The sequence below is a fragment of the Paenibacillus sp. D2_2 genome (assembly GCF_031199965.1).
Taxonomy (GTDB): domain Bacteria; phylum Bacillota; class Bacilli; order Paenibacillales; family Paenibacillaceae; genus Fontibacillus.
Genome location: NZ_CP133605.1, coordinates 4,301,656 through 4,319,020, shown reverse-complemented (window position 1 = coordinate 4,319,020; position 17,365 = coordinate 4,301,656). Strand labels below are relative to the sequence as shown.

Below are 17,365 nucleotides of genomic sequence, written 5' to 3'. Positions count from 1 at the left end.
CAAAACAATAATTTGAGACAACAACTATTGTGAAATATCCCTAATTGAATAGGAATGACTCTTCGTAGATCCTCCAGGGTTAGTTCGACCTGATAGCCGATTTTGCCAGCGCTGAAAATAATCGCCTCATGAGCGGCGGCTGATTCATCGATTGTCGTTGTGAAGCTCTTCTTCATGCCGATCGGGGAGCAGCCTCCGTGAATATAACCGGTGATGGGCAATAAATCCTTCGATTTGATCATCTCAATCGATTTCTCCCCTACTGCTTGTGCTGCCTTTTTCAATTCAAGCTCCTTGGCAACCGGAATTATAAATACATAGTATTTCTTCGACTTGCCGACGGTGACCAAGGTCTTGAATACTTGATCCGGATTCTGGCCTAGAGTCTCAGCCACTTCGGTACCGCTAATCGCATCCGTGTCCGCATAGCTATAGCTCTTATATTCTACCTTTAACTTGTCCAAGATTCTCATGACATTCGTTTTAAATTCCATCATTATCACCTTATTCATTTTAATTCGTTATTTTGTGATCACACTACTATAATATCAAATCTTGATCTAAGTGAAAAAGGCTCCCCCACGCTCATGAGTTTTTATTCACATAGTTGATTGTGATACACTGGGATTAAAGATAGATATACAAGAATCGGTGTTCTTTGGCTTCTTTGTTAGGATGATAAAGGGAGTGGACTAATGACATTTGTAGTGATCAAAGATGAATACAAACGATACCAGATGGGCGAGACGACGATTGTTGCGAATGATGGGATCAATTTCGAGATCGAGAAGGGAGAATTTGCGGTTATTGTCGGTCCCAGTGGTGCCGGGAAGTCCACGGTATTGAACATTCTCGGTGGGATGGATACAGCCGATGAAGGTCAGGTACTTGTTGACGGGACGGATATCGCCAGGTTCAATCGTAAAGAACTTACAGGCTATCGTCGTAATGATGTCGGCTTCGTGTTTCAATTTTATAATTTGGTGCCGAATTTGACGACGAAGGAGAATGTAGAGCTAGCCGCACAAATTTCCCCACGCGCCCTTGATGCGGAGCAGGTGCTTCGCGATGTTGGACTTGGTGAGCGCCTGAACAACTTCCCGGCTCAGCTCTCTGGTGGAGAGCAGCAGCGTGTGGCGATTGCCCGGGCATTGGCTAAGCAGCCTAAGCTGCTGCTATGCGATGAGCCTACAGGTGCGCTCGATTATAATACAGGCAAGCAAGTGCTGAAGCTGCTGCAGGATACTTGCCGCAATACAGGAACGACAGTTATTGTCATAACGCATAACTCTGCGATTACGCCGATGGCGAATCGAGTGATTGAAATTAATAACGCCAAAGTCCGTAGGATGGTAGTCAACCCGAATCCGGTCTCTGTAGAAGACATTGAGTGGTAAGGAGCTGTACAGCATGAAGAAGAGTGCTCTTTGGAAAGATATTTTCCGGGAAATATGGCGAACGAAGGCGAGATTCCTGTCGATTTTTGCAATCATCATGCTTGGGGTCGGATTCTTTGCAGGGATCAAAGCGACCGGACCGGATATGCTGGATACGGCAGAGCATTATTATAAACAGTATAATTTGATGGATTTGAAGGTTCAGACAACCTATGGATTGAAGCAAGGTGATATCGATACATTGAAGCAAGTACCTGACGTGGAAGCAGTGCAGCCAGGCTATAGTGCGGATGCTTTCTTGGACGATAGCAGTCTCGTAGCGAAGATTCGCTCCTATCGACCGGATGATACAATAAATCGTTATCTGATCGTCGAAGGGAGATTACCTGAGGCTTCGGGGAAATCGCTCTTGATAAGAGTGGGAGGACGAAGCACTACAAGTTGGGCGATACAATTACTTTCATGAATCCCGATCCTGATGTCGATTTGAACGATACATTTCATACACTGAGCTATAAGGTAGTCGGCTTCGTGCAAAGTCCGCAGTTTATTAATACGATTGGACGGGGCACAAGCCAAATTGGCAAAGGAACGGCGGATGTATTTGCCGTTATTCCGGAGCAGGATTTCAATATGTCTGTGTATACGGAAGCTTATATGACCTTCAAGGATAGCGTGGGTTTACGCACCTATTCCGATGATTATACGTCCAAGATCGAAGTCCATACGAAGGCGGTTGAGCAAGCACTGACAGGGATGCCAGAGCAGCGTCTTAGCGAGGTGCGTGAGGAAGGACAGGCCAAGCTGGATGAGGCGAAGCAGCAAATCGTTGACGCCAAGCAGCAGCTTGCTGATGCTGAGAAGAAGCTTAGCGATGCTAAGATTAAGCTAGATGAAGGCGAGCACAGCTATCAAGAAGGCGTGGACCAGTTGCAATCCGAGTTGGCCAAAGGCCAAGATAAATTGGATAGAGCAACCAAAGAGCTTGATAAAGGCCGGGCTGAACTAGCCCAGAATAAGCAAAAGATAAGCGCCGGACAGGCTAAGCTTCAGGAAGCTCGGGAACAATTGGATGCACAGAAGCGAGAGGTACAGCCGAAGCTGGCTGGAGGACGAGAGCTTGCCGGATCACTGAAGCAGATTGCTGCACTTCCTCCAGACAATATTCCGCAATCACAGCGAGACCAATTGGTTGCTGGCGCCAAAGCGGCCGATGCCACATTAGGACAGGCAGTCGCTGGATATATGGCGGGTGAAGTAGATGCCGCTACACTGAAACAAGCAATCGGAGCGTTTGAACAGGGCTTGAATCAAGTGGAACAGCAATTGACAGCTGCTGAGCAGGAGCTAAACTCCAAAGCGAAGGAGCTGGAGTCTGGGGCTGCGCAGCTTAAGACCGCGGAGAAGAAGCTGGCTCAAGGAGAGCTCGACTGGACGCAGGGGAAGGAAGCGTTGGCTAAGGCCAAGCAAGAAGGCGAGGCCAAATTGGCTAAAGCGAAGGCGGATTTGGATCAAGGGCGCCGCGATTACGAGGAGGGCTTAACCACTTACCGTCAGGAGAAGAAGGATGCTGATGCGAAGATTGCTGACGGTGAGCGCGATTTGAGTAAAGGACAGCAGAAACTGGACGATCTGAAGCTGCCAAAGGTCTACGTGCTGGACCGCGATTCCAATCCTGGCTATACCGAGTTTGAGGATAATGCCGACAGACTGGCCTCGATCGCCAAGGCATTTCCGGTATTTTTCTTTCTTATTGCCGCCTTGGTCAGTCTAACAACGATGACTCGGATGGTTGAGGAGCAGAGATTGCAGATCGGAACGTTAAAAGCATTAGGTTATAGCAACGGAGATATTATGAGGAAGTTCCTTGTCTATGGTACATTGGCGAGTGTATTAGCCACAGCCGCTGGTCTTGCGGTTGGATTTACGCTTTTTCCGACGATCATCTATAATGCGTACGGCTCATTGTACAATTTGCCAGAGGTTCGGATTAATTTCCACATCAGTTATAGTCTGATGTCACTCATCGTCGCTATGTTATGCACAACGGTGACGGCCTTTACGGCAGCTCGTGTGGAGCTGCGCAGTAACGCCGCGGTACTAATGCGTCCGAAGGCTCCGAAGAGCGGGTCGCGTATTTTTCTAGAGCGGATTCCTTTTATTTGGCGGCAGCTCAATTTCACCGGTAAGGTGACGGCACGGAATCTGTTTCGCTATAAGCAACGGATGTTCATGACAGTATGTGGTGTGGCTGGTTGTACAGCGCTCATTCTGACCGGATTCGGACTTAAAGATTCTATCCGAGATATCGCGCCACTACAGTATGGTAAGATCATGAAATATAATGCGGCAGTCGTGTTTAAGGACGAGTCTAGTCCGGCTGGGATCAATTCCTATCATAAGCTTATTGAAGATACTCCCGAGATTACAGGTACGCTGAATGTGACTCAGGAAGCTATGCAGGCTGTTCGTAAAGGAGTCAATAGTCAGGAGATTCATCTATTCATTCCGGAATCAACAGAGCAACTCTCTGACTTTGTGGTGTTAAGGCAGAGAGGGCATGAGCAAATCCTGAACTTGCCGGATGACGGTGCGATTGTTACTGAGAAGCTGGCTAAGTTATTTAATCTGCATATCGGTAGTACCTTGGTCATTCAGAACAACAGTAATGATTCCTTCGAATTGAAAATTGCAGGTATCACGGAGAACTACGCTATGCACTATGTGTACATGACGCCGCACTATTATGAGATGGTGTTCGGTAAGCAGCCACAGTTTAATATGCAGATGTTAAATTACAGCAATCATGATTCTTCGTTTGAGGATCAGTTCGGTGAGAAATTGACGGCGAATGAGCGGGTAGCTATGGTCAGCTTCACAAGCGGGGTAAGCGGCTCGTTCAAGGACACCATGGACAGTATGAACGTAGTCGTTGTCGTATTGATCATCTCTGCCGCTGCGCTGGCCTTCGTGGTGCTCTATAATTTGACCAATATCAATGTGTCCGAACGGATTCGCGAGCTGTCGACGATCAAGGTGCTTGGCTTCTATGATCAGGAGGTTACGAGGTATATTTACCGTGAGAATATGATCCTAACGGTTCTGGGGATTATAGCCGGGGATTTCCTCGGTATAGTACTGCATCGTTTCGTTCTGAAGACGGCAGAAGTAGATGTGATGATGTTTAGCCCAACGGTGCATTGGCTCAGCTACGGCTACGCCGCTGTGCTGACCCTGTTGTTCTCGGGCATCGTCATGATCACGATGCATTACAAGCTGAAGCATATCGACATGATTGAAGCTTTGAAATCCGTCGAGTAATTAATCAAGCGCTCTTCCTTCCTCATATTAGCTGGATTTGGCAGAGGGGGAGGAGCTTGTCTAACTTTTATTGTATTCTCATCTTCTTTTAATCCAATTCTAAGGTTGGAGAATTAGTATAAAGGTACCCATAAATTATATATGTGTGAAGGCCCTGCTAATAGCAGGGCCTTCAGTGCGATTGTAGACCATTATATCAGAGCAATGGCGAGTAGAGTGAACAGGCTTAAGGTTAATATGCTGGCTCCAGCTCCATATCCACCAGGATAGAATGCTGAAGTTGTGACTTCGCGATCATTATCAACACGTAGATAAACGTTATTGTAATCTACATCTACAATTGTTCCTACATAATGCTGTCTGTCTACCGTTAAGATACGGACACGCCTGTTCTTACAACGCATACAGTTATAATAGGCTTCCATTAAGCGGTTTCCCTCCTTTTGTAAAAGGCTGTTCAATAATCTTAACCAGACCTTTTGAATTACCTCTTAATAAGGTATGAGGAGAATGGCCGCTAGTAACGGCAAGTACCCTGATGTATGGGTTGAATTCCATGATTTGAGTATTTTTAATTTAATTTTCAGGTTGCAGTAAGGTTCTATTAATAATGAAGTGTTACTGTATATATACTCCCTCTTCTTCATAATATATAACACAAAGGAGCCATCCCGAATCGGGATGGCTCCGTTTTTTGGTTGTCTTCCGATCGTCTAAGGATATTCCTCTATTACTTGTTCAAATCTTCAATGGAATTGATATCCACATAGGCGGGAACGACGAGTCCGGTACGAACTCCGGTCATGTTAGTGCCGAGATCTTGAATCTGATCCTTATACTTAGCCCAGTAATCGGCGTGGGTTAATGGAAGCCATGCTGCTGCCATGGCATCTATATCACCGCTGGCTACACCAGTCCACATGGGTCCAGCCTCGACTTGCAGTGCTGTAACTTTATAACCAAGCTTACTCTCTAGTACATATTTCAACAGGTTTGTACTGGCGATTTCAGAATCCCAGGCCACATAACTTAGCTTAAGTGATTCTCCATTTACCGGATTCAGGCCTTTGGTCCAAGAATCAACACGGTCGCTATGGCTGTCTGCCCATTCCTTGGCTGCGACTTCAGGGTCTTTGCCATCCTGGATGGCAGACATGATCTCGCCCATTTCTCCTTCGGTCCATTCAAAACGGTCAAGGAATTCATAGGCTACCGACTTATCTTCCTTCAAGCCTTTGCGGGCGATTGTATGAATCTCTTCCGTATCGCCATACACTTTCTTTGGATCATCGAGGAATTTCAGATCATATTTGGTGAACATCCAGTGCGGAGTCCAACCCGTAATTATGATCGGTTTCTGTCTCTTTATCGACTTATCAAGCATTGCTGTCATGGCCGCACCTGATCCTTCGATCAGCGTCCAGTCCTTTAGATCATATTGCTTGAGCGCTTCATTCGTCGCTTTCATAATCCCTGCACCGGGATCAATACCAATAATTTGATAATTGACCTGCTTCCCGAAGGACTCTGCTCCGCCATTCCCAGAGGTATTCCCGTTCTTATTGGCTGCTTGACCGCAAGCGCTCAGCGCGAGCACGGAGGCAAGACCACCGATAAGCAATAGCTTTCTAGATATTTTCATATTATTCTCCCCTTTTTCTGGTTTTGAATAGACCTTGAGTAAATCGATCTAATACGATCGCGAGAATGACGACAGCAAGCCCAGCCTCGAAGCCTTGGCCAATCTTCAATTGTGTGACAGCGCGATATACTGTTGCGCCAATCCCTTGAGCGCCGATCATGGAGGCGATAACGACCATAGAGAGCGATAGCATAATGGTCTGATTAACACCAGTCATCATTGTTGGCATGGCTAGTGGCAATTCAACCTTGAATAACTTCTGCCATGAGGTTGAGCCGAAGGCATCTGCCGCTTCAGCCAGTTCGCCGGATACTTGCTGGATTCCTAGTGTAGTCAGGCGGATCGTTGGCGGGATGGCGAAGATAACCGAGGCAATCACACCTGGAACGACACCGAGGCTGAAGAAAGTAACTGCGGGAAGCAAATACACGAATGCAGGCATCGTCTGCATGAAATCAAGCAGTGGGAACACGATCCGATGTACCGTCTTGCTGTAGGCGCTCCAAATGCCGATCGGAATCCCGATTAAAATTGAGATTAGCCCTGCGGTAATAACAAGTCCGAGCGTATTCATCGTTTCTGTCCAATAGCCGAGATTATCGATTAATAGGAAGCCGATGGCTGTGAAGATCGTAAGCGACCATCGGCCGACGAGATAGGCAAGCACGCTCAGGATAGCGATAAATAATAGAGGGTGCGGAAGAAGGAACAGATCGGAGAATAAATTGACGATCCACTCAATGACCGTTGCCAGGCCGTCAAAAAATCCACCTAGTGAGGTTTCCATCCAATCAACGACATTTTCAACCCAATCCGCTATTGGTACTTTAGGAATCTTGTCCATGTTCCTTCACCTCCAAATCGCTAATTTCATCGCTAAGCTCACCGGCTGAGCGCCCCCAGAACAGCACCGCGTACGATAACGCCGAGCAACCGATTGTCATCCGCTACGACCGCAAGAGGCACTTTAGCAGAACTCGTCACTTCGAACAGATCGCCAAGTAATGTATCCGGCGATACCCGCGGACCATCTGTAATCAGAATGTCTTGTAATCCTTGTCCCGCTTTCAAGGCCTTGGAAGCATCCTCGGCAGTAATAACGCCGAGTAGACGTTTACCGCGATCGATGACAAACAGGTTGGAAATTCCTCTTTCACGCATCAACTGAAGCGCGACACGAGGTCCGCGATCAAGGGCCACTGTCTCGGGACGACGCATAACCCTTGAAGCAGTAATGACCTTCGATAGGTCTACATCTTCAATAAATCGTTCAACATAGCGATCAGCCGGCTGTGTTAGCATCTCTTCCGGCGTACCAAGCTGTACGAGCGCTCCATCCTTCATGAGTGCAATGCGGTCTCCAAGCCGTAGTGCTTCATCTAGATCATGCGTAATAAAGATGATCGTCTTCTTCATTTTCTCCTGTAGCTCCAGTAGTTCATCCTGCATATCGCGGCGGATCAATGGATCGAGCGCACTAAAGGCTTCGTCCATAAGCAATATTTCCGGATCATTTGCGAGTGCTCTAGCAAGACCTACCCGTTGCTGCATACCACCACTTAGTTGATCAGGCAATTTGTTCTCCCAACCCTTAAGTCCGACGAGTTCCAACGCCTGCAGCGCCTTTTGCTTACGTTCTTCCTTATTGACTTTCTGGATCTCAAGTCCATACTCCACGTTATGGAGTACTGTACGATGCGGAAATAACGCGAATTTCTGGAATACCATCGTAATCTTCTTGCGTCGCACTTCTCTTAATTGTGCTTTATTCATCTTCAGTAAATCTTGGCCATGTAGAAGAATCTCTCCTGCAGTCGGCTCTATGAGTCGGTTCAACATCCGGACGAGCGTCGATTTGCCGCTACCGGATAGTCCCATGATGACGAATATTTCTCCTTTATGGACGCTGAGACTCATTTGGTTAACCCCAACGGTTATTCCTTTTTCATTGGCTAACTTCACTTTGTTATAGCCTTGTTCTAGTAGCCGAACGCCTTGTTCTGCATTAGGACCGAACAGTTTACTCAGCTTTCTAATCTCAAGAATATTTTGCTCCATATACTCACCCCTTAGAGTTCCACTTAACAGATAGCTGGATTTGCGAGTTCCTCTCAGTTCTCTGTAATTCGCAACTGCTTTATTTGAACATAAGTTACGACGATATGATTTAACATGCTTCGCTGTTCTATAGTGTAACAAATGGATAGAAAATTAATCAACGTTAATATCCGTACGTATAGAACGTACAGAAAAAACTGTACGAATAGAATCTTACGAATACTGCCGTTTACTCATAATTGCGGTATGATTCGCTTCTTTACTTTTGGGCATGCTTTTCTTAAGATAAAAATATCATTAAAATGAATATGTTAACCAAAAGGTAATACAACCAAGATAGCTTGATCGGAACGATAGGAGGTTGCAAGCATGAGCTTGGACCAGCTCAGCCCGGAACAGCAAACCGCGGTACTTAACGTGCGTAAACGGGTTATAGAAGCGATAGGAAGGAATATGAATCTATATGGAATTCCGTTATCAACGGGACATTTGTATGGTTTGCTCTTTTTTGCTGATAAACCTATGACCCTCGATGAAATGGGTATGGGAATGAAAATGAGCAAGACGAGCATGAGTACAGGAGTAAGAACCTTGCTCGATATGAAGATGGTCAATAAAGTGTGGGAGAAGGGCTCTCGCAAGGACTTATACGAAGTGGAGTATGACTGGTATCAGACGTTTACTGACTTCTTCGCGATTAAATGGCGGAAGGCAGTAGAGGGAAATATTCTGGTGCTAAAGCGTTCCATCAAGGAAATGAGCAAGTACTTAACGGAGGATATTGAACCATCTCTGCGGAGTGTCCTTGAAGAGGATGTTCACAAAATGAATGAGGCAGTTAAATACTACAGCTGGCTTGACCGTCTGATTGATGCGATGGAGAACGGTGAGATTTTTGACCTAGTGCCAAAAGAGTAATATGACCTTATTCAATTTAAAGGGTTTAAGCAATGAAAAAAATAGCCTCGCCTTTGCGAGCGCCTAATCAATGAGCGCTTTTTCGCACAGGCAGAGGCTATTTTTGTTTATCAGAATTAATACATACCAATATCATCGAGCATAATTTTACCCCGATCACCTATGAGAATGAATGAGAGCGATTTGATGCCTTCTTCAGGAGCAAATTCGGGGTTGGCACTTATAAAATCAGTCATCGGTAATGTATATGTCTGAAATATTGCTTCTGTAGGATTGTTAAATTTCCCATCCGACATATGAAGCTCGAGCCAAGGATGAAGTGTAAATTGCACTTCTGATAACTCAGGTAGATCATTAAAATGGGATAGAGGTAGACGCGATTTTGTGCCGTGTTTATCCATAAGCTCAATTTCAACAGCGAAACTGTCTGAATTAGCTTTCTCTTGTATCTCGTCCAGCGTCTTGCTCTGATCCGCTAACGCGAAGGAGAGCGCTTGAGGTGGACCGCCGGCTGGTTGCGGCGCTCGATTTGGCCAACTCATGCTGTAGACAGACTCCTCAGATGAAGGATGACTTCTCTCTAGGATTAGGGCGTGATCCCCCTTGTTGGATTTACCGCGGTTCTTCGTCTCCTCCTCCCGCCAAATGATATTCTTGCCATCGGCAATACCATTCTTCGGAAGAGATTTACGGTTTGAGTCCTCTTCAAACCGCGTCCATATTGTGAAATGACCATCTTCATACTGATTAATATAGGTCGTCTCTGGTAGCATGGGAAGAACTTCGTGGTAGTCACGGAAAAATGACATATACTGTTCCTGTCCATGCAGAGATGTCTCCATGAAAGCGGAGATATACAATTTAGCAACCATTCTCTGATTTACACCGCTCAGGAAATTATCCCTCTTTAATAATATACCTGTCGGAAAGCTAATATCGCGCAATCCCCAATCCGTATTGAACTGGCTGTGATTCGCTCCTTGTACGTATAAAGAAGCTTTGAAGGAATCTGTTCCCTTCGTAAAGGAGGTCCGGTTGTACTGGCGATCTCCATCGAAATCACTGACATCGCCATCATTAGCACCCTGAATGGTCAAGTAGTTGATATCCTTTAATTTGGCATTCATGCCGTCCACTTTCTTATCCGTTGGGGCAATTGCGGCAACCGCCTTGATGTTGAACTGCTTCACGTTATCGAGGGTAGTGTCGGATTTGAACCATTTTGTATAGTCCGCTGCCATCGCGATCGCTTGCCCGCCGCGCGAATGGCCGATCAGGGCAATGCTGTTCATATCAACCTTGTCGAAGAAGGGGGTGCCGGGAGACTGTGCAAAGGTATGGATCTGTTGTAGATGCTTCAGCAATACCCATGCCCTTACCTTCATGTCATTATCAGGAATTCCCGTCCATGCCGAGTAATTCAGAAAATTCTCATCGACGGATACAGCGATGAACCCCCGACTGGCTAGCAGTTCACCTAGATAGGCGTAACCCGCTTCCGAACGATCCTCCATCAGATGGTTGCCGTGAACGATCAGGATGAGCGGATAGGTCTCATCTTCGCTTCCTTGAGGCATCCACACGCGGCCATTCAACGGCAGTGCCTTCTGATCATATCCGAGATATAATGTGCGGTATTTGGACCATTTCGTAATATAAGCGCTGGCATCGACAGGTTGAGATACCAAGTCTGTCGACGCACCGAACTCCGGCTGCCACATATCTTTACCACTACCGTAATTAAAAGTAGTAACAGCATAGGTGCCCGGCTCAGCAGGACTGTTCATAGCCTCATCCGAATCGGCGACGCTCTGGATTGATTTAGTGCTCCCGCTAATCACTGACCATACCACGACACATATACAAAGTGCACACATGATTCGTATCCCTGTTCTGAGTCGCCCTCCAGCTGGACTGCTGTTATAGATCTTAAAGATAAGTCCAGCCATAAGACCTGTAATGACGCCAATTAGCGTCAGGATTATCGCTACGGCGATTGATATCTCAAGGGACTCATCACCATCGAAAATAAAGAAGACGGCCCCAAGATCAAACAATATAGTGCCGATAAAGAGCCGCGGTGCCGGTAATCCGGTTAAGGCCAGCAGAACAGCGACCCCATGAGCGACGAGGAACATCGCTATAGTCGCGGTGAAGAGGAACATGAGCAGATCCATTCCCAGACCGAGTCCAGTCGGCAGACCAAGTGCAGCAAGAGCAAAAGCGAACATGCCGGCCGCCCAAGGACCGGCAATGCTTATTCTCCAGAAGCGTGTATCGTATTGATATGTACGCCGGATACGGCGCATAATTCTTGAACGAAGCGGCGGTTTCCGTAAAGAAAATTCATTTTGTAATTGTAAATCCATATTTTCTCCCGTCCTTAGATGACATTATTGTAACATTTTTAGTCCGGGAGATTCAAAGGAGAAAAGAATAAAAATACTTCCATTCTTATAGAGGTTGTTAAATGAAGCTGAGATTGCCGCCTCTTTAACTGTTTGTCCTCTTGTTGCTGGTTCTGAACTTAATGAAAGCATAGATGATCAGAATGAAGAGTACTCCCAGGCATACACCAATGCTGATACGATTTCTAGCATCGAATATGAACATTAGGGCGATCAAGGATAGACAGAAGATAGTGATCAGAGTGATATAGGGGTATCCCCATACCTTGAAGCTAGGCTCATGCGGATAGTTTTTTCTGAGCTTGAACTGGGCCATACAAATGCTGACCCATACTAGAATCACGACAAATCCCGGAACCGCCATCAGCAGTCTAAACAATCCGTCCTGCGTAATATAGGCGATCATGGAACCAGCAACTAGCACAATTGCACTCAGCTTGAGACTGTTAATCGGTACACCTCTCTGGGACAGGCGACCGAGAGCAGCAGGGGCTTCACCGTCTTTAGCCATCGAATGCAGCATCCGCGTTGCTCCGTAAATTCCGGAATTCGCGGCGGACAACACTGCGGTGATCAGAATGAAGTTAATAATATGGGCCGCACCCTGTAGACCGGCTGAAGTGAGTACCTGTACGAACGGACTTGTATGCTCATTCAAGCTATTCCACGGAATTAACCCACAAATAATTAGAATAGGCAAGGTATAGAACAGAATCACTCTTAAGATGAAGCTTTTCACGACACGAGGCAGTACCTTCTCTGCATCCTGCGTCTCCGACAGCGTCAGGCCGATTAGCTCTGAGCCGCCGTATGAGAACATAACGACCAAGAGAGCGGAGAAGATGGCCGTCCAGCCATTCGGGAAAAAGCCGCCATTATTTGTGAAGTTGTGAAGCAATGGTGCATCCGAGCCAGGGATGATGCCGAACAAAATACATGCCCCAGCACGATAAAGACAATAATCATGGCAATCTTGATTCCAGCCAGCCAAAATTCAAATTCACCATAGGTACTAACACTCAACGTATTAATGATGATTATAAACGCGGCGCAGGCCAGGCTTAATAGCCAAAGAGGAGCATCCGGCATCCAGAATTGCAAGAAGCTCCCGGCTGCGATGACTTCAATTACGCAGACCGCCAGCCACATGAAGCAATACAACCAGCCGATTACGAAGGAGAAGCGCTCTCCAAATGCTTCGCGGATGAATTCCTTCATGTTCTTTCCCTTATAGATCGTTGCCATTTCAGCGATTGCGCTCATAACGACCAAGAGCAGGAGACCTGCGAAAATATAAGAAAAAATGACCCCCGGCTGGCGATACCAACCGTCTCAGCGCTTCCTTTAAATATGCCTGTGCCAATTACGCCGCCCATGGCCATAAAGCTAATATGTCGCGGAAGCAGTTTCTTCTGCAAGGATGATGGTTCTTCGTTGTTAGTGTTGTTCAATGAGATTCCTCCCAGGTGTTGTAATGAAAAAAATATATCGAGTCTCATCATACAACAAATTGCAATTCGTAGAAAGTGATATAACTCTTGTTGATAAGTATCACATTTCGTTGATTGGTCAGGTAGTAAACGGTTTCATACTTCTCTAAAATGAAGTGTAGACGGAGAATGATATTGGGGAGGAACTAGTCATGGCACAGCTTTCCGTGAATCAGACGATCAAGTCTGAGCCGAAGGGGAAGTTTAAGGCGGGGCTTGTCCGGTTTTACAAGCAGCTAGATTTGCAACTAATGGTTATACCCGCTTTAATCTTAATCTTTATATTTAGTTACATACCGATGTATGGGATTTTGATTGCTTTTCAGGATTACAAGATCGGACATAGCTTTTCAAGCAGTCCTTGGGTGGGAATGAAGCATTTCGTTTATTTCTTCCACTCGCCTGAATTTGGAACGGTCATGCGCAACACGATCGTGATCAGCTTGCTGAAATTTTGCATTGGATTTCCAGCACCGATCTTTCTGGCGTTAATTCTGAATGAAGTGAGAAAGATGGCGTTCAAACGCGTTGTACAGACCATTACCTATTTACCACACTTTATGTCCTGGGTTATCCTTGGCGGCTTGGTTGGCTCCTTGTTGGCGGTGGATGGTGGCAGTGTCAATATGCTGCTGGAGAAGCTACATTTAATCGATAAACCGATAAATTTCCTGTCGTTGCCTGAATATTTCTGGGAATTCTCGTATCGACGAATGTGTGGAAAGAAATCGGATTCGGCTCCATTGTATATCTGGCCGCGATTGCCGGGTAGATCCCCACACTTATGAAGCAGCGTCAATCGACGGTGCGAGCCGCTTCAAGCAGATCTATTTGATCACACTTCCATCGATTATGCCAGTCGTAGCTATCTTTATGATTCTGCAAATTGGTAACCTGCTTAGTGCAGGGTTTGAGGATATTCTGATTCTCGCTGCTAATCCAGCGCTTCGCGACGTATCCGACGTGCTTGATACTTATGTCGTTCGGGTCGGTATTAACAATTTCCGTTATTCTTATGCGACTGCTGTTGGCGTGTTTAAGGCAGTAATTAGCGTCGGCTTACTCACAATGGCGAACTTCGTGGCCAGAAGGAGCGGCAACAGCTTATGGTAAAAGGCACAAGATCAGAGGAGGAATTGGGACATGCGCGATAGCCTTGGGGACCGTATTATGATCATATGCATCTATATTTTCTTGATATTGTTCGCAGTAAGTACGTTATATCCATTTTTGAATGCCCTGGCCATTTCGTTCAACCAGGGGCTAGATACCTCCAAAGGCGGGATCACAATCTGGCCTAGAGTATTTACAATTGAGAACTATAAGGTCGTGTTCAAGGACGAACGATTGATGAGCGGGTTTGTGATTTCCGTGCTGCGTACGATAGTCGGTACCATCTCATCGATTCTATGCACTGCAATATTCGCTTACGGTATGTCTAAGCGCGAGCTGATGGGCCGTAAATATTATATGGTCATGTGTATTATTACGATGTACTTCGGAGGTGGATTGATTCCTACCTTCATGCTGATTCGCAATCTCGGCTTGATGAACTCCTTCTGGGTCTTTATCATCCCAGGCTTGATTGGAGTATGGAATATGATCATCTTCCGAACCTTCTTCCTCGGCCTGCCTAACGGCCTTGAAGAATCGGCCAAGATCGACGGTTGCGGCAACTGGGGTACCTTCTTCCGGATTGTGTTTCCTTTGTCCGGTCCGGTTATTGCAACGCTAGCATTGTTTACGGCAGTAGCTCACTGGAATGAATGGTTCTTAGCAGGGATTTATATCTCGGATCAGAAGCTATATCCGATTCAGACGATACTTCGGCAGATTCTGTTATCCAATATCGTCAGTGAGCAAGCAACCAGTATAGATTCTGCCTCACTTGCTCATTTGCAAAAGGCTAAGACTGTAACTAGTAAATCGTTGTCAATGGCTACAATGATGGTAGCGACACTTCCGATCATCTGTGTATATCCGTTCGTACAGAAGTATTTCGTAAAAGGTGTTTTAGTAGGTTCGCTGAAAGAGTAGCCTTCAATTTATTATGAAATTCCCGATGTTATAAGTGCGAGTTTAAAAAGTCAGACTTTCAGCACCGAGAAGGTTGGATGAAGCTAGGGACTGAGGAGCGGAGTGTACGTAGTTTGTACGTGAGCATCGGAAGGCCCGGCTGAATTCAAGATTCGATGCCCCTTGATAGCTTCATGATTTACTTCGTGATCAAAGTGGGATTTTTTAAACAACCTCTATAATGAGCATCACTTTGGTAGAGTTTAGAGCTATTGCTTTAAACATAAATAAAATTGTGTATTTGAAAGGGGAAAGATGCAGCGTATGAAGAAAAGGAGTAAGCTGATCGTTAATGTCTTGTCGGTATTGATGATAGTCGCACTTCTAGCAGGTTGTTCCGGTAAAGGTGGCAACAGTGCTCAGACGCCAGAGCCTAATAGCTCTAGTGCTGGGAATACGCAGGAGCAGAACACTGCAGAGAATGAAGGCCCAAAACTTTATGAATTGGGTAAAGATCCGCTAAATATTACCTTGTACGGCAATTACGACTGGTACACAATGCCGAAATGGGGCGATGACCCGACTACTAAATGGGTACAAGACAACAAGAAGGTAACGATTACTGAAATTCCTAATGGAGGCAACACTGCACAAAAACTGAACACGATGATCGCTTCCGGTGAACTCCCCGATATTATTTGGGGTGATCGTGGAACCGACGTAGAGCGGCTGCGTGATGCAGGTCTACTCGTACCATTGGATGATTATATCGATAAATATCCGAACCTGAAAAAATGGCTTGACCCGGTTGCTATGAATATGCTCCGTTCACCGGACGGCAAGTTGTATCAATTCCCGAACTGGTATACGAATCGCCCGAACGGGAACGCAGGCTGGGTAGTTAACAAGAAGATTTATAAGGAGCTTGGCGAGCCTAAGCTGGAGACAACCGATGATCTGTACGCTTATTTGAAACAGGTTAAGGAGAAGTTCCCTAAGGTGGTTCCGTTTGAAACTGACCTGGCGAAAGATGGACATGGCTTAGATCAAATTTACTCCGCATTTAAGGAAGATAACCTCGGTTTCCAAAGATTCTTCGCTGTACCAGATGGAGAAAAAATGAAGCCGATCTATAAAGATGAAGCGTTCCGTGAATCCGTTGTATACGCTGCGAAATTATTCCGTGAAGGCTTGATGACGCAGGATGCGATGACGCAGACACGAGACCAAGTAGATGAGAAGTTGATTAACGGACGTGTAGCTGTGTATGCATCCGCTAACCCTACCGTATATGCAATGACGGCCGATTCAGAACTGAGAAAGAAAGACCCAGAAGATGGCTATTTCATGGTATGGCCGATTCACAAGGAAGGGCTTGACAAGGACAAGATTTATCCGGGGACTTATAACAAATTAGGTTGGAACGCTGCTGTCATTACGACAAGCGCCAAGGATCCTGAAGCCGTATTCGCATTCCTCGATTACTGGACCGGTCCAGAGGGAACGACGCTTCAATTCTGGGGTGTTGAAGGGGAATACTGGCAAGGTCTTGAGGCAGATGGATATACACCTAAATTTACTGAGAAATATGTAACGCAAAGAGATCAATTGAGCGAATATCAGACAAAGATGGACCCAATTATGTGGGTTGGTAACACGGTATTTGCGGATGACACGAAAGGTAAGTATGAATCGACATTGGCGGAGCAGGATCGTAACTGGGCAACGTATTGGCAATATCAAATTACGTGGAAAACACAGGGTGATGGAACACAATTCGTAAATATGACACCAATGCCGGATTCAGAGGAAGGTATCTCATACCAGCGTGCACGTGATATCTGGCTGCAGGTCAGAGCACAAACACTGTACACGAAGTCGGATGAAGAAACGCTCGCACTTCTGGACAAAGCCTATGATGATACGATGTCTGCAGGCTTCGACAAGGTGCTTGATTTCTACGTACAAAAATGGAATGAGAACAAAGCAATGATTAACGGTAATTAATTATTAACTGGAAGGGACTCGTTATTATGGGTCCCTTCTTTGCTAATTTGTCGCAGTCGTATTGATCTGATACATATGCATGTCTATTCAGGAAGAATTGGACAGAGT

11 protein-coding genes and 3 pseudogenes are annotated in these 17,365 nt (G+C 45.9%); 7 read left to right on the top strand and 7 right to left on the bottom strand.

The window, feature by feature from the left end; all coding sequences use genetic code 11:
* Positions 1-38 precede the first annotated feature (38 nt).
* Positions 39-497: pseudogene (ybaK, locus tag RE628_RS22095) on the bottom strand (Cys-tRNA(Pro) deacylase); the annotation flags it as partial.
* A gap of 198 nt (positions 498-695) precedes the next feature.
* Here ybaK and RE628_RS22090 point away from each other — a divergent pair.
* The 3 genes from RE628_RS22090 to RE628_RS22080 are packed head-to-tail and all read left to right on the top strand — an operon-like array spanning position 696 to position 4,718.
* Positions 696-1,397 carry an ABC transporter ATP-binding protein gene (locus RE628_RS22090; protein WP_309155069.1) on the top strand — a complete coding sequence of 234 codons (702 nt, stop codon included), beginning with the start codon at positions 696-698 and terminating at the stop codon, positions 1,395-1,397.
* 13 nt (positions 1,398-1,410) lie between these two features.
* A complete protein-coding gene (locus tag RE628_RS22085) occupies positions 1,411-1,863 on the top strand; it encodes a hypothetical protein (RefSeq protein WP_309155067.1) in 453 nt (150 codons plus the stop codon).
* Complete coding sequence (locus RE628_RS22080) at positions 1,839-4,718, top strand: FtsX-like permease family protein (protein ID WP_309155066.1); 2,880 nt, start codon at positions 1,839-1,841, stop codon at positions 4,716-4,718. Before RE628_RS22085 ends, RE628_RS22080 begins: the two co-directional genes overlap by 25 nt.
* Before the next feature lie 191 nt (positions 4,719-4,909).
* Here the strand turns inward: RE628_RS22080 and RE628_RS22075 are convergent, their stop codons facing one another.
* The 4 genes from RE628_RS22075 to RE628_RS22060 form a co-directional block, all read right to left on the bottom strand.
* Positions 4,910-5,143, bottom strand: a complete 234-nt coding sequence (locus RE628_RS22075) for an LSm family protein (RefSeq protein WP_309155064.1) — start codon at positions 5,141-5,143, stop codon at positions 4,910-4,912.
* Between the two features lie 305 nt (positions 5,144-5,448).
* Positions 5,449-6,360 carry a glycine betaine ABC transporter substrate-binding protein gene (locus RE628_RS22070; RefSeq protein WP_309155062.1) on the bottom strand — a complete coding sequence of 304 codons (912 nt, stop codon included), beginning with the start codon at positions 6,358-6,360 and terminating at the stop codon, positions 5,449-5,451.
* A 1-nt stretch (position 6,361) separates the two neighbouring features.
* On the bottom strand, positions 6,362-7,204 hold the full coding sequence (locus RE628_RS22065; protein ID WP_309155059.1) for an ABC transporter permease: 843 nt from the start codon (positions 7,202-7,204) through the stop codon (positions 6,362-6,364).
* 38 nt (positions 7,205-7,242) lie between these two features.
* Entirely contained in the window at positions 7,243-8,418 is a 1,176-nt protein-coding gene (locus tag RE628_RS22060) for a quaternary amine ABC transporter ATP-binding protein (RefSeq protein ID WP_309155055.1), read from the bottom strand.
* 369 nt (positions 8,419-8,787) lie between these two features.
* Between RE628_RS22060 and RE628_RS22055 the strand changes: the two genes are divergently transcribed.
* Complete coding sequence (locus RE628_RS22055) at positions 8,788-9,336, top strand: GbsR/MarR family transcriptional regulator (protein ID WP_309155051.1); 549 nt, start codon at positions 8,788-8,790, stop codon at positions 9,334-9,336.
* Between the two features lie 116 nt (positions 9,337-9,452).
* On the opposite strand, the gene RE628_RS22050 is transcribed toward RE628_RS22055, so the two are convergent.
* Positions 9,453-11,705, bottom strand: coding sequence for an alpha/beta hydrolase family protein (locus RE628_RS22050; protein ID WP_309155048.1), 2,253 nt, complete (start codon positions 11,703-11,705; stop codon positions 9,453-9,455).
* A gap of 124 nt (positions 11,706-11,829) precedes the next feature.
* Positions 11,830-13,126, bottom strand: a pseudogene (locus tag RE628_RS22045) (amino acid permease).
* 260 nt (positions 13,127-13,386) lie between these two features.
* On the opposite strand from RE628_RS22045, the pseudogene RE628_RS22040 reads away from it, so the two are divergent.
* The 3 genes and pseudogenes from RE628_RS22040 to RE628_RS22030 all read left to right on the top strand — a co-directional run bounded on the left by RE628_RS22040 (position 13,387) and on the right by RE628_RS22030 (position 17,257).
* Positions 13,387-14,347 (top strand): annotated as a pseudogene (locus RE628_RS22040) (ABC transporter permease).
* Between the two features lie 30 nt (positions 14,348-14,377).
* A complete protein-coding gene (locus tag RE628_RS22035) occupies positions 14,378-15,271 on the top strand; it encodes a carbohydrate ABC transporter permease (RefSeq protein ID WP_309155047.1) in 894 nt (297 codons plus the stop codon).
* 303 nt (positions 15,272-15,574) lie between these two features.
* Positions 15,575-17,257, top strand: a complete 1,683-nt coding sequence (locus RE628_RS22030; protein ID WP_309155046.1) for an extracellular solute-binding protein — start codon at positions 15,575-15,577, stop codon at positions 17,255-17,257.
* Positions 17,258-17,365 lie beyond the last annotated feature (108 nt).